11 protein-coding genes are annotated in these 13783 nt (G+C 68.6%); 7 read left to right on the forward strand and 4 right to left on the reverse strand.

The window, feature by feature from the left end:
- Positions 1–369 precede the first annotated feature (369 nt).
- Both lgt and infA read left to right on the forward strand, forming a co-directional pair.
- The gene (gene lgt, locus DESTE_RS11205; RefSeq protein ID WP_035067690.1) at positions 370–1167 is read left to right on the forward strand and encodes a prolipoprotein diacylglyceryl transferase; all 798 of its coding nucleotides are present in this window, start codon (positions 370–372) and stop codon (positions 1165–1167) included.
- A 255-nt stretch (positions 1168–1422) separates the two neighbouring features.
- Positions 1423–1641 (forward strand): translation initiation factor IF-1, encoded by a 219-nt coding sequence (gene infA, locus DESTE_RS11210; RefSeq protein ID WP_007525542.1) that lies wholly within the window; start codon positions 1423–1425, stop codon positions 1639–1641.
- 580 nt (positions 1642–2221) lie between these two features.
- On the opposite strand, the gene DESTE_RS11215 is transcribed toward infA, so the two are convergent.
- The 3 genes from DESTE_RS11215 to DESTE_RS11225 all read right to left on the reverse strand — a co-directional run bounded on the left by DESTE_RS11215 (position 2222) and on the right by DESTE_RS11225 (position 7478).
- Positions 2222–4228, reverse strand: coding sequence for a sensor histidine kinase (locus DESTE_RS11215; RefSeq protein ID WP_245590819.1), 2007 nt, complete (start codon positions 4226–4228; stop codon positions 2222–2224).
- Between the two features lie 167 nt (positions 4229–4395).
- The gene (locus tag DESTE_RS11220) at positions 4396–6036 is read right to left on the reverse strand and encodes a sensor domain-containing diguanylate cyclase (protein ID WP_035067692.1); all 1641 of its coding nucleotides are present in this window, start codon (positions 6034–6036) and stop codon (positions 4396–4398) included.
- 218 nt (positions 6037–6254) lie between these two features.
- Positions 6255–7478 carry a MerR family transcriptional regulator gene (locus tag DESTE_RS11225; RefSeq protein WP_051384429.1) on the reverse strand — a complete coding sequence of 408 codons (1224 nt, stop codon included), beginning with the start codon at positions 7476–7478 and terminating at the stop codon, positions 6255–6257.
- Between the two features lie 639 nt (positions 7479–8117).
- On the opposite strand from DESTE_RS11225, the gene DESTE_RS11230 reads away from it, so the two are divergent.
- The 3 genes from DESTE_RS11230 (at position 8118) to DESTE_RS11240 (ending at position 11285) form a co-directional block, all read left to right on the forward strand.
- Entirely contained in the window at positions 8118–9158 is a 1041-nt protein-coding gene (locus tag DESTE_RS11230) for a TRAP transporter substrate-binding protein (protein ID WP_051384430.1), read from the forward strand.
- A gap of 122 nt (positions 9159–9280) precedes the next feature.
- Positions 9281–10000, forward strand: coding sequence for a TRAP transporter small permease (locus tag DESTE_RS11235; protein ID WP_245590820.1), 720 nt, complete (start codon positions 9281–9283; stop codon positions 9998–10000).
- A 1-nt stretch (position 10001) separates the two neighbouring features.
- Entirely contained in the window at positions 10002–11285 is a 1284-nt protein-coding gene (locus tag DESTE_RS11240) for a TRAP transporter large permease (protein WP_035067693.1), read from the forward strand.
- A gap of 52 nt (positions 11286–11337) precedes the next feature.
- Here DESTE_RS11240 and DESTE_RS11245 read toward each other — a convergent pair whose 3' ends face one another.
- Positions 11338–12375: a LysR substrate-binding domain-containing protein gene (locus tag DESTE_RS11245; protein WP_035067695.1), complete on the reverse strand. Its 1038-nt coding sequence runs from the start codon at positions 12373–12375 to the stop codon at positions 11338–11340.
- A gap of 191 nt (positions 12376–12566) precedes the next feature.
- Between DESTE_RS11245 and DESTE_RS18575 the strand changes: the two genes are divergently transcribed.
- Positions 12567–12698 carry a hypothetical protein gene (locus DESTE_RS18575; protein ID WP_281172054.1) on the forward strand — a complete coding sequence of 44 codons (132 nt, stop codon included), beginning with the start codon at positions 12567–12569 and terminating at the stop codon, positions 12696–12698.
- Positions 12699–12929: 231 nt separating this feature from the next.
- On the forward strand, positions 12930–13583 hold the full coding sequence (locus tag DESTE_RS11250; protein WP_245590821.1) for an NAD(P)H-dependent oxidoreductase: 654 nt from the start codon (positions 12930–12932) through the stop codon (positions 13581–13583).
- Positions 13584–13783: the final 200 nt, after the last annotated feature.

The raw sequence follows: 13783 nt of genomic DNA on the forward strand, positions 1-13783 counted from the left end.
GCGGAAGTAAGTTCTTGCCCGAAACCCTGCGGGTTGTCAACAGTCTTGTGTGTGATTCGTGCGGATTGGCCGGATTCGTGGAATTCATGGGGTGCGCCGGGGCGTACGGTAAGGGCGGGGGAGTGCGAACGCGTGACGGCTGCCGATCGGGTGGGAACTGCCGGCGTGCTCCTTCCGCCAGGCGTTGTGGCGGTTTTCTGCCCGTGTGATGGCGGTTCCGCTTCCCCGCACGCCCGGCATTGACGGAAGCGGACACTGGTCGTACCACAGCGTCGGGTGTTTGCCCCCCGTGCGCGGCCTGCGCCGTCCGCTTTGCCAGGCGTCGCCGCCCCACCCCTTTCCGCAACCCAAGCATCACCGGGAGTCCCGATGCTCGCATATCCCCGCATAGATCCCGTGGCCGTTTCCATCGGCCCGTTGCAGTTCCGCTGGTACGGGCTGATGTACCTGTTCGGTTTCGTCTCCGGCTGGTGGCTGGGCCGACGCCGCGCCGCGCAGCCCGGCAGCGACTGGCACCCGCAGCAGGTGGACGACATGGTCACCTGGGCCATCTTCGGCGTGGTGCTGGGGGGGCGGCTGGGCTACATCCTGTTCTACGACCTGGCCTATTACGTCAGCCAGCCCGCCGCCATCTTTCAGATATGGAACGGGGGCATGTCCTTCCACGGCGGATTGCTGGGGGTGCTGTTCGCGGTGTGGCTGTACGCCCGGCGTGCAGGGCGCGAGTTCCTGTCCGTAGTGGACTTCGTGGCGCCGCTGATTCCGCCGGGGCTGTTCTTTGGCCGCATCGGCAACTTCATCAACGGCGAGTTGTGGGGCGCGCCCACCACGCTGCCGTGGGCCATGGTGTTTCCCGATGGCGGCCCCTTCCCCCGCCACCCTTCGCAATTGTACGAGGCCACGCTGGAAGGCGTGGTGCTGTTTGCCGCCGTATGGTGGTTTTCCGGCCGCAAGCGCCCGGTGGGTGCAGTGTCCGGCCTGTTCGGCCTGCTGTACGCGGTCTTCCGCTTTGCCGTGGAATTCGTGCGCGAGCCCGATCCGCAGCTGGGCTATCTGGCCTTCGGCTGGCTGACCATGGGGCAGGTGCTGTGCCTGCCGCTGTTTGGCGTGGGGCTGTGGCTGCTGCTGCGCAGCCGTAGGACGGCGCAAGGGCCTGCCGCGCGATAGAAGGCGGGTCACCCCGCCATGGTCGGCCTCCGATAGCCGTTGCCCGTTCATGCCCTGCCCGTTCATGCCCTGCCGTTCCACGCGCAATGGGCCGCCGGAGCACAGTGGAAACACAGCATCCGGTTCCGCAGTCCGAAACGGGGCGCGAACCCTTGTGCGGCGCGGTTTTGTTGACAAAACCGGCGTTATGTGAAATGGCGATGCAGTTGTTTTGCCCCGCCCGCACGGGGTGCGAGAGAACGAGACGGAGGAACCATGGCAAAGGAAGATGCCATCGAGGTTGACGGCGTTGTGCAGGAAGCCCTGCCCAACGCGATGTTTCGTGTGGAACTCGAGAACGGCCACGAAGTGCTGGCCCACATCTCCGGCAAGATGCGCAAGTTCTACATCCGCATCCTGCCCGGCGACCGTGTGAAGGTAGAGCTTTCGCCGTACGACCTGACGCGTGGCCGCATCACCTACCGCATGAAATAGCCTCCGTCCCACGCCGCGTTTCGCGGCCTCGGTTCTTCCCCTCGCCTCGGCGTGTGTCGCATGCCGGGCGGAAGTGCGTCCCCCTTCGGCCTTCGGGGCCAGTCATCTTGCCCGCCGTCTTCGCGCCCGCGCGAACGTGGCGGGCTTGTTGCGTCCGGCGTCCGGTGCGCCTGCGATGGTGCGGCGCAATGCCGCGCCGGTGGGCACGGGCTGCGCCATCCTGCCCCTGTTTCCGCCCCGGCCCCGCGTTTCCGCGCCCGGCTCGCAAAACGCCCCACGCGCCACAACGTACGAGGGACGCCGTGCGGCGTCCCCCCCCCCCCATGGTCCGGCCATAATCCGGCCATACTCCGGCCATGGCCCGGCCATGCCGGGATACCATCCGTTGTCATTCAAGGAGAGGGCACCGCAGACTGAAAGAGCCGCAGCGCGCGCGAATCCGCCACGCCTCTCTTCTGTTGCCATCGCCCGCGCGTTGTCTTCGCACTTTCCTGCGGCGAAGTCCGGTGAAGGCGGCCAAAGGCCATCAGCGGAACGGTGCGGACTGAATCCGGGGAATGGTGCGGGCCGAATCCGGCGATCACGCCCGGGGTGACGGGTCGGGCGGGCCGCCTGCCCCGTCATTTTCCGGCGTATTCGAATCGTCGGCCGCGGCGTCCATTTCCGTGGCCGCAGCGGCATGCAGCATTGCCGAGGTGTCCGGGGTGTCCGGGGTAATCGGGGTAGCCGGGGCGCTGTCCATTCCGCCACCGTCCATTCCGTCATCATCCGGCCCGTTTTCGTCCAGCCCTTCGTCCTCGGGCCGGGGGGCGAACAGCATCACGAAGAACGCGGCCCCGGTGCGGGTGACGGCATCCAGCGGGCTTTCCACCCAGATGTCCCCGCCGTGGCTCATGACGATGCGGCGGCAGATGGCCAGGCCCAGGCCCGCGCTGCCGTTCTTGGCGCCGTCGCCGTCGCGGTCCAGGCGGTAGAAACGTTCGAAGATGCGGTCGCGGCTCTTTTCCGGAATGCCCGGTCCCTGGTCGCTCACGCACAGGGTCACCCTGCCGTCGGCGGCGGTGGCGGACACGGCCACCCGCGTCTGCGGGGGGCTGTACTTGATGGCGTTGTCCAGCAGGTTGCGGAACACCTCCACCAGTCCGTCGCGGTCGGCCAGCACCGCCAGGGGGCCCGCCCCCACGCCGTTTTCCAGCGTGATGTCCTTGCGCGTGGCCACCGGCTCCAGTTCGCGCACGGTCTGGCGCAGCACCTCCGCGGCGTCCACGCCGGTCAGGGCCACCTTGTCGCCCTTGTGCTCCGAACGGGCCAGCACCAGCAGGCTGTTGACCATCTTGGTCATATGGTTGGCATTCTTGAGGATGGTGCGCAAAAAGGCGGACATCTGGTCGCGCGAGGCGGGCGGCCCTTCCAGCAGCGTTTCGGCATAGCCCTTGATGCTGGTAAGCGGGGTCTTGAGCTCGTGCGAAACGTTGGCCACGAAGTCGCGGCGGATGTGCTCCAGCTTTTCGCGCTCGCTGATGTCGTGGAACACCAGCACCATGCGCTGGCCCGAGGCATCGCGGAAGGGCACCAGCGAAATCTCGAAGGCGCGTCCCTCGCCCAGGTCGGCCTGCATGCTGGTGCCGCGCGCGTTGGGCGAAACCAGCATTTCATCCACCATGCGCTGCAGTTCCGGTTTCATGGTGGCTTCCAGCGGGGTGGCCCCCAGCTTGTTGCCGATGCCCGTGAACATGGCGGTAAGCGCGCGGTTCATGGACTCGATGCGCCCGGCGGCGTCCAGCACCATGACCCCCTCGTGCATGCCGTTGAACACGGCCTCCAGCCGCCCCTTCTGTTCGTTCAACTGGTGCAGGTGCTGCTCGATGTTGTGGGCCATGCCGTTGATGGCGTGGGCCAGGGGCCTCAGCTCGCGGCCCGGTATGTCGCGGATGCGGCGTCCGTATTCGCCCTGGCCGATGGCCTGGGCCGCCATGGCCATGGTTTCCATGCCGCGCAGCAGGGGCCGCGTGACCAGAAGGCCCAGCGCGCCGCTGGCCATGAGCGAGAACAGGAAGGCCCACACCAGCCCCTTTTCCATGCGGTCCAGCCGGTCGTGCACCACCGACAGGGGCAGGGCCAGGCGCAGGGTGCCGGGGTCCAGCCCGGCGATGCCGTCCACCTTGCGGGCGGCGTAGATCAGATCCTTGCCCAGGGTGGCGCTGAAGCGCACGTCGGTGCCCAGCGCGCCGGTGCGGGCCGCCACCACCTCGGGCCGGGTGGCGTGGTCCTCCAGCGTGGACAGGCGCTCGTACGGCACGTCGGAATCGGCCATGACGTGGCCGTCCACGATGTAGGTGATGCGGGTGCCGGTGCGGCGGGAGAATTCCGTGACCCAGGCGTTGAGATGCCGGTACGAGGGAAAGCGCGGGTGCTCGCGCAGCAGCCAGTAGGTGGTGTCCACGTCCTCGGCGGCGCGGGCCTTGGCCTCCAGCAGCACGTCGCGGCGCAGGGTCTTGTCGAAATAGAGATAGGGCGGCAGCAGCGCCACGATCAGCAGCAGCCAGGTGCCCACGACGAGCCGTTTGCGCAGGGAGTACTGTTTCATCATCCTTGTCTCGCGCGGGTCCGTGTCGCGCCCGTCACATGGATGTTACAATTCGTCGAACGTGTGTCGGCCCGCGTGTCGATCAGGGTGCCGGGGGCGTGCCGTTGCGCGTCGCCGCCCGTGGGGAACATGCCTGATTCCGTCCGCTCTTCCGGGGGGGAAATCCGTCACGCGGACTCGCTGTCGTGGAACACGACGCAGCATTTCCCGGCGCGCTTGGCCGCGTACAGGGCGGTGTCCGCAAGGCGCAGCACCTCGTGGACGTCTTCCGCGTCCAGGGGCCATACCGCCGCGCCCACCGAGCAGCCAGCGTGCACCAGTTCCCCGGCGATGGCGAACGGCCTGCCCAGGGCCTGGACGACACGGTCGGCCACCAGCAGGGCGCCGTCGCGGGGGTGGTCTTCCGCACTGGGCAGTACCATGACGAACTCGTCGCCGCCAAGCCGGGCCACCACGTCGCCTTCGCGCAGGCAGTCGCGCAGCCGCTCGGCCACCTGCCGCAGCAGTGCGTCGCCCACCTGATGCCCCAGGGTGTCGTTGACCGCCTTGAATCCGTCAAGATCCATGAACAGCAGGGTCAGCGCCCTACCGCCCCGGCGCGACTGGCCCACGGCGCGGGCAAGGTGTTGTTCCAGGGCGCGGCGGTTGGGCAGCCCGGTAAGCTTGTCGTTAAGGGCCATGGCTTCCATGTGGTCCAGGGCGTGCTGCTTGTGGGTCAGGGCGTCCACCATGCCCCGCAGCGAGGCGGACAGCACTTCGATTTCGGGCACGCCGCGCAGTTCGGGAATTTCCTGGTGCCCGCCGTTGCGCAACCGGTCGGCGGCCCGGGTCAGAAGGCGCAGGGGCCGGGCCACGGACCCGGCCACGAACCAGCCGATGACGGCGAACAGCAGGCCCATGAGCAGGCCCGCGACCAGCACGTCGTGTTCCAGCGCCCGCACGGGCGCGTGGGCGCTGGCCAGGGGCTGGCGGGCCAGCACCGTCCAGCCGAGGCCCCTGTAATCCTCGAAGCCCGCGCCCGTGGCGTAGCCGGTCAGATAGTCCTGGCCGTCGGGCCAGCGTTCCACGCTCCACCCCACGGCGCCCGTGCGGGCGCTGGCCACGACATCGAGCGGCAGCGGGGTGCCCGGCGCGGGCGAGGTGCCCAGCAGTACGGTGTCGTCGGCGGCCACCACGAACACCTCGATGCTCTGGTCTATCCGCTGTGAACGAAAAATGGTGCGCTCGATCTGGTGTGCCCATTCCCAGCTCAGGTGGGCGGCCAGCACCCCGGCCAGACTGCCGTCGGGCGCGGCCACGGGCACGCTGATGTCCACGAACTTCATGGGTTCGCCCGAGGGATTGGGCAGCAGTCTGGCCAGCAGCACGGCATCGTGCACGTCGCCCACGAAGGGGGCTTTCGAACCTTTGGCGAACACCGGCCGCGCGGAAATGTCCACGCCTTCCAGAACGCCCCCGGTGGCCGCCAGCACGCGGCCCGAGGCATCGGTGAAGCCCACCCACGAAAAGATGGGCAGGGCGTGTTGCAACTGGTCGAGCAGGGCGCGCACCGACCGGGTATCGTCGGGTTTGCGCAGGGCGTCCAGTGTCGCCAGCATGTTGATTTCGCCGCTCCGCGCCCACATGGAGCGGTCGAGCTTGTCGGCCATCTGGTAGGCCGTTTCGGACAGCATGCTGCCGATCCGGGCGCGGACCAGCTGGCCGGACCGGTGCCCCACCAACAGGCCGAGGCAGACGGACAGGACAAGGATGAGCCCCGCGAAGGTCAGGGCGAAGCGTGCCCGCAGGCTGAGAGAAGGGAGTTTCATGGGCTTTTGTCGTGCGGGCATGGCCGCGTGGCGTATTGCGTGGAAGGCGCCTTGCGGGCCTGGGCATGATGCGGCGGGCGCCCGCGCGCCCGCCAGGTCCATGCGCGATATCCCGTTGCGATGCAAGACGTGAAGGCGTGCTTACCGGAATACGCCGGAGCAGGCGGCGCAGTTCGCGCCGCCTGGGCGTGTTGCCGACATGGGGGCGGCGGCAGGCCCTAGCCCTGCACCGCGCGCAGGAAGCCGTAGATTTCGGTGGGGTGGCTTTCCACGCCGTTGGCCACGTAGCGGCGCACCACGGCCACCTGGTTGCCGCGCGGGGTAACCGATTCGTCCACCAGCAGCACCACGTCGTACGGGGTTTCGGCCTGCGGCTGCTCCAGGGTCAGCCACCAACCGCCGTCCTCGGCGGGTTCGCTGCGCAGGACGTAATTGTCCGGCGGCTGGAAGGCGAAGGCCAGCATGGCCTTCAGGTCGTTGATGCAGAAGCGGCCACGGGCCCGCCCGGCCACGCCCAGGAATTCGCCCTGGGGCGACTGCACCACCAGCGGCAGGGCCAGCAGGTGGCGCGGTGGATCCTGCGGCGCGGGAAAGGCGGCGTCCAGAGAGGTGGGGCCGTTGGGGACGTCGGACGCCGGGACGGCCATGCCGCCGGGGAAGGGCACCACCCGGCCGCCGGAAAGGGCAGAGGGGGCGGAGGACGCGAGAGCGGCGTCGGCCTCGGCGTCGGTTGCTTCGCCGCCAGGTGTCGCGGGGGCGGGGTTCTCCGGCGTTGCGGGGGCGGAGGACGGGGCGCGGGGCGCAGCCACGGATGCGGGGTGCCCCGCGTCAGCGCCCTCGGGACCGGCCACGGCGCCCAGCAGGGCCTCGAACCGCGCGGCCAGCGCCTGCGCCTCGTCCAGCCAGGCGGGGCGGCCCTGCAAGCCGGTCGCGCCCGGTGTGCCAGTTTCGCCAGTCGCGCCCGGTACGCTTCCATCACCGGACACGGGGGCCAGCGCGGTGATCAGGGTCTCGATGTGCTGCACCCGCTTGAGGATGGCGTTCTGCTGCTGGGTCAGCCCCACCATGCTCTTGGCCAGGTTGCTCACGGCCAGGGTGAAGTCCTGCGGCAGTTCCACCCGCGCGGGCTGGGCCGAGGTGGCAGGTGCGGCGGGTTCGGCGGATTCCGCATCGTCCCGGTCGTCACTGGCAGGGGCTTCCGGCGTTATCCACACGAACTCGGCGGCCAGGCGGGCGCGCACCTCTTCCACCGACATGCCCATCTCGAACAGGTCGCGGATGCGCAGGGACACCGCCGCCGCCTCCGCCGTGAAGCGGATGGGCTTGCCCTGGCTGGCCACGGGGATGCAGTCCGGGAACTTGCGGCGGTAGCTTTTGACCGTGGTTTCGGAAACGCCCAGCAGGCGGGCGAGGTCGCGGTGGGTCAGGTTGCCTTCGGTCATGGAAATCCTTTTGGTGTGTCGCGGCAGGTGCGATGCGTGGTGCGCCGTGCGGGCAGGGTGGGCGGTGGGGCGGGCCCCGCTGTGGGGGCCCTTGTGCGCTGCCGCGTTCCGTGTCCGCTGAGCCCGCCGCACCCGCCGTACCCGCCGTACGGGCGCGGGTGCGCGTTGCGGCGTTGTGTGCTAGGCTGCGCCCATTGCAATGTCCGGCGTGACTGACCAGGCAGGCAGTGGTCAGGCAGACAGTGGTCAGGCAGACAGTGGCCGGGCCGGGTGGCCGGACGGCCAGCGGGGCGCGACGGGGGTTGAACCCTGCCGTGCGAGCGGCTATGGTGCGCGCCCCCGCAGGTCTGGCAGCGGCCTGGAGACAGCCCGACGACCATCTGTGTGTGGGGCCCGCCGAGGAGCGCCTTTCCCGCAGGGTGAATATCGCATGCTTATCATACGGCTATCGGTATTTCAACCTGTGACGGCATGGTATTCCCGCTGCGGCATCGTGCGCTTTCCGCAGGGTTTCCGATGCGGGGCCGCGGTTTTTCCGCCGTGCCCCCGCCGCCGATTTTTCCCTTCCGCCACCTTCTGAGGACTGCCATGCATCGTTTCCTTCGCACGCTCCGTTTCCTCCATGCCCTTCGTCCGCAAATGACTGCCCTGTCCTGCTGCCGCCGGGGACGCCCCCTTGCCGCGTCCCTTGGGCTGGCCCTGGCCTGCCTGGCGGCCATCCTGCCTGGCTGGCCCCGCCCCGCCTGCGCCGCGCCCACGGAACTGACCCTGGCCGTGGTGACCACCCCCGGTTCGGCCCAGCACGTCTGCGCCGAACGGTTCCGGCAGTTGCTCGAAGAACGCTCGCACGGGGCCTACCGGGTGGTGGTGCACCATTCCGGCACCTTGGGCACCGAGACGGAAATCCTGCAGCAGTTGCAATTGGGCGGCGTGCAGCTGGCCATCATCACCCTGGGCGTGCTGGACCCGTTCGTGCCCGAGGTGAAGGTGCTGGACTACCCCTTCCTGTTCCGCGATGCGGCAGAAGCGGACCGCGTGCTGGACGGGCCGGTGGGAAGGTCGCTGCTTGATGCGCTGGAGCGGGTGGGCCTGAAGGGGCTGCACTTTTCCGAGAACGGCTTTCGGCATCTGACCAACAACGTGCGCCCGGTGCGCAACGCGGACGACGTGCGCGGCCTGAAGATCCGCGTGCTGGAATCCACCCTGCACCGCGAACTGTGGCGTACCCTTGGCGCCAATCCCACGCCCATGGGCTGGCCCATCTATGCGGAATTGCAGCAGGGCACCATCGACGGGCAGGAAAACCCCCTGTGGGTCATCGCGGAATACCGCATGCCCGAGGTGCAGAAATACCTTTCGCTGACCGGGCACGTGTATTCCGCCCACGCGGACCTGGCCAACCTGGCCTGGTTCAACGGGCTGCCCGAGGCGGACCGGGCGCTGGTCATGCAGTGCATGGCCGACGCCGCCGTGTACCAGCGGGACTACAACCGCCGGAAGGACGCCGATTATCTGCGCCAACTGCGCGAAGCAGGCATGCAGGTGGTGGATGCGCCGGACCTGGATTCGTTCCAGACCCGTGCCGACGCGTTGCGCCAGAGCCCCATGTTCACCCAGCCGGGCACCCGCGACATGCTGGCCCGCGTGCTGGCGGCGGTGGGGCGTCAGGGGGCGGAATGACGGCGGGAGGCACTGCCGCATCGCCCGCGCCGGGCACCCTTGAAGCCGCGTCCCCGCGCAGTGGGACCGGGAGCGACGTGTCCGGGAGCGACGTGTCCGGGAACGACGTTTTCGGGGACAACGTGACCGGAACCAACGGGGCAGGGGGCAATGGCGGGGGCCGTGGCCCCGGCCCTGCCGCCACCCGGGCGCTGCTGTCCGTGTCCGCGCGCTGCGACGCCGTGGCCCGCGTCTGGCTGATCGGCGCAACACTGGTCATGGCCGGGCTGCTCATCGCGCAGGTGGTGTTTCGCTACGCCTTCAACAATTCGCTGTTCTGGTCGGAGGAACTGGGCCGCGCCCTGCTGGTGCAACTGACCTTCATCGGCGCTTCGGTGGCCTGGCGGGGGCGGGCGCACATCGGCATGGACGCGCTGGTGGCGCGTTTTTCGCCGGAGTGGGCATGGCGGGCGCGGCTGCTGGTGTTGTGCCTGTGCGTGGCCTTTTTCGCCGCCGTGGCCTGGCATGGCGCACGGTTTACCCTGTTTCTGCTGCCGCAGCAGACGGCGGCGCTTGGCGTGTCGCGGGCCGTGGTCTTTGTGGCCGTGCCTGTGGGCGGGGCGTTGCTGACCCTGCACGGACTGGCGGACCTGCTGGCCCACCTGTGGCCCTTTGCTGCCGGTGGTGCAGGTCGTGCCGGTGGTGCCGGGCAGGGCATGGGCGACGCCTCGCTGCCGTGCGGCATGACGGGCCCTGATATGGATCGTGACGCGGATCGTGATGTGGACCGTGACGCGGGACGAGACGCTGCCGCCCCGCCGTCTTCCGCAACCATGAAGGCCCCTGCCCCGGAGGGCCGCTGACATGGTGGCCCTGATCCTGTTCGGCGGCATGGTGCTGCTGTTCGCGCTGAACGCCCCGGTGGCCGTGGCCCTGGGCGGTGCGGCCTTTGCCGCCGTGCTGGCCAAGGGGCTGACCATGCCCGGCGGGCTGGAACCCATGCTGGCCGTGCAGCGGCTGTATGCCGGAGCCGATTCCTTTCCCCTGCTGGCCGTGCCGCTGTTCATGCTGGCGGGCGAACTGATGTCCGCCGGGGGCATTTCGCGGCGCATCGTGGCCCTGGCCGATGCGCTGGTGGGCCATCTGCCGGGCGGTCTGGCGGCTGTTTCGGTGGTGTCGGCCATGTTCTTTGCCGGGGTGTCCGGCTCTGCCGCCGCCGATACGGCTGCCGTGGGGTCCATCCTTATTCCGGCCATGATCCGGCGCGGCTACCCGGCCCCGCTGGCGGGCGCGGTGCAGGCCGCGGGGGGATGCATCGGGGTGATCATTCCACCCAGCATCCCCATGATCGTGTTCGGTGCGCTGACCGGGGCCTCCATCGGGCGGCTGTTTGCGGGCGGGCTGTTGCCGGGGCTGCTCATGGGCATGTCGCTGGTGGTCCTGTGCGTGGTGGAGGCGCGGCGCACGGGCCGGGTGCCGGAACGGCGCTTCGACGCGCGCGCCCTGTGGCCCGCCGTCCGCTCCGGGGCATGGGCGCTGGGTGCGCCCGCCATCATCCTGGGGACCATCATCGGCGGGGTGGCTACCGCCACCGAATCGGCGGCCATGGCCGTGGCCTACGCCCTGCTGGTGGGGCTGTACGTCCACCGCGAACTGCGCTGGCGCGATCTGCCGCGTCTGGCCCTGTGCGCCGGGGTGACGTCCGCCGTGGTCATGCTGATCATCGCCGCCGCATCACTGTTCGGATGGGTGATGGCGCTGGAACGGCTGCCGCAGGCCATTGCGGGTGGCCTGCTGTCCCTGACCGGAGACCGGGTGGCGCTGTTGCTGCTGGTGAACCTGCTGCTGCTGGTGGTGGGCGCGTTTCTGGAAACCACCGCCGCCATACTGCTGTTCGTGCCGGTGCTGGTGCCGCTGCTGCCCGCATTGGGCATCGACCTGGTGCACCTGGGGGTCATCGTGGTGGTGAACCTGGCCATCGGCATGCTGACCCCGCCGCTGGGGGTGTGCCTGGTGGTGTCGTGTTCCATCGCCCGTACGCCGCTGTCGGCCATCAGCCGGGCCATAATGCCCCTGCTGGCGGTGCTGCTGGCCGACCTTTTGCTGGTGACCTTCTGGCCGCCGCTGGTGCTCTGGCTGGGCGGATAGGTCGCACCATCCGCAGGGAGGCGGGGCGGATTCGCGCGCCACTGCGGCTCTTTCAGTCTGCGGCACCATCCCCTTCCGTGTCTTCTCGGTCCGTACCATTCGAATGCCCCGTGAACGGCGGTACGGTGTCATCGTCTGCTGATTCGCCGGCGTTGTCTTGCCCGCTGAATTTTCCCACCACGTCCAGAAAGCCGCGCAGCAGGGCGTCGTCGCGTCCGGCGCGCCATACCAGATCCAGACGGATATCGGGCAGGCCGGGCCGGATGTCCGGCAGACCGGGTGCATCGCCCGTACCCCCATTGCCTGCGGCCACGTCGCGGTACACCACGCCCTCGCGCGGTTCGCTGCGGGCGGATGCGGGCACGATGGCCGCGCCCACCCCCGCCGCCACCAGCGCGCGCTGGGTATTAAGCCCCACTGCTTCCTGCGGCACCCGGGGCGAAAAGCCCGCCGCCCTGCATGCGGCGATGATGGCGTCGTACGCCGCCGGAAACACCCGGCGCGGGTAGAGGATCAGCGGCACCCCGGCCAGTGCGGCCAGCGGCACCACCTGAAGCCCGGCCAGGGGATGCTGCGCGGGCAGGGCCACCACCTGCGGCTCGTGCAGGAACGGCGCGTGGTCGAAGCCCTCCGGCAGGCCGTCCAGATTGCGCAGCAGGCCCACGTCCAGATCCCCGGATTCGATGCGCCGCAGTTGCAGCAGGGTGCCCATTTCGCGCAGTTCCAGCCGCACGTCTGGGCAGCGTTCCCGATAGGCGGCAACCGCCTGCGGAAAGCGCGTGGCTGCCGCGCTGACCACGAATCCCAGTCGCAGCCGCCCCCGCTCGCCCCGCGCCGTGCCGCGCGCCCGCTCCACCGCCGCGTCCAGTCCGGCCAGCAGGTCGCGCACGTCGTCGCGCAGGGCCTCGCCCGCCGGGGTGGCCCGCACCGTGCGGCTGGTGCGGTCGAACAGGCGTACCCCCAGTTCCTCTTCCAGCGCCTGAATCTGCTGGCTGAGCGGCGGCTGCGAAACATGCATGCGCCGGGCGGCCCGCCCGAAGTGCAGTTCTTCGGCCACGGCCAGAAAGTAGCGCAATTGGCGCAGCTCCATTATCAATATCTCCTGCATATCAATTTATAAGAAAATTCGAATTGGACATATCATTCGGCGCGCCGTAGCGTCCAGACCATGCACTCGGCCCCTGTGGCCGGTTGGTGCGTACGGACAGGTGGAGCACGACAGGCGGTTCGGGAAGGTCCCGACCGCCCGCTCCATCCCTCCGCAACCTTACGGAGCATGTCATGTTTGCCCTTGCCCTTATTCAGCCCCGCCCAGACCGACGCCCGCCCGTGCTGGTGCGTCTGGCCCTGGCCGTGCTGATGGGTGCGGTGCTGGGCGTGGCCATGGGCCTTGGCCCCTCGCTGGTACCGTAACGTTCACCCCATTCGACCGCCACGCGCCTACGGGTCCGCCTGAAGCCCGGACGCGCGAAACAGGACGCCCCCTACCTGCCGGAGGGGGCGTCTTTTGTTGCGTGCGATGAGCAGCGGCGCAGAATGCGTGGGGGAATCCGCAGTATCAGATGGGGGCGTGTGGCGGCGGTCATTACACGCACCAAAAAGTGCCTGCTTGACCATGATGCCCGGCGCGGTATGTAGGGAATAGTGACCAAACCGCGCCCGACATCCGGCAGCCTGTTTCTGCGGGCGGGCGCACAGCTTAGCGAGGTTGCCATGAACGTGCTGATCATCAATGGGCACGAGCCCTATCCCCATTCGCCCGGCGGGCTGAACCGCCACCTGATGGAACTGGCACGCACCACGCTGGAAGGGCTGGGCCACGCCGTGCAGGTGACCGAAACCGCGAAACCCTATGATGTGGCGGCGGAAATCGACCGCCACCTGTGGGCGGACAGGATCATCGTGCAGTCGCCGGTGAACTGGATGGGCTTTGCGTGGAGCTGCAAGAAGTACATGGACCTGGTCTATTCCACGGGCACCGATGGCAGGCTGTGCAAGGGGGATGGCCGCAGCCGCTCCGCGCCGGAGTTGCAGTACGGTTCGGGCGGGTCGCTGCACGGCAAGCAGTATATGCTTTCGCTGACCTTCAACGCGCCCGCCGAGGCCTTCGGCGATGCCGGTCAGTACCTGTTCGGCGGCAAGACCGTGGATGACCTGTTCTTTCCCGCGCACATGAATTTCCGGTTTTTCGGCATGACGCCGCTGCAAACCTTCTGCTGCCACGACGTGATCAAGAATCCGCGCATCGAGGAAGATTGCGAACGGTACAGGGCGCATCTGGCGCGGCTGTTCGGGTAAGTACGGATGCAGCATGAGGGCGGAAGGTCGTATACCTTCCGCCCTCATTGTCTAATGGCGGGCTAGGGCTTCTTCAATGCAGGCAGGACTGCCAAATCGGAGATTTCGTTCGTTGGCGAGGAAAACGCCGCCTGCCATGAGGGAGTATACTCTTATCGTATTCGACCGAAATGGGAGGCGGCGTTTGACGACGCCAACGG

The sequence above is a fragment of the Nitratidesulfovibrio termitidis HI1 genome, assembly GCF_000504305.1.
Lineage (GTDB): Bacteria > Desulfobacterota > Desulfovibrionia > Desulfovibrionales > Desulfovibrionaceae > Cupidesulfovibrio > Cupidesulfovibrio termitidis.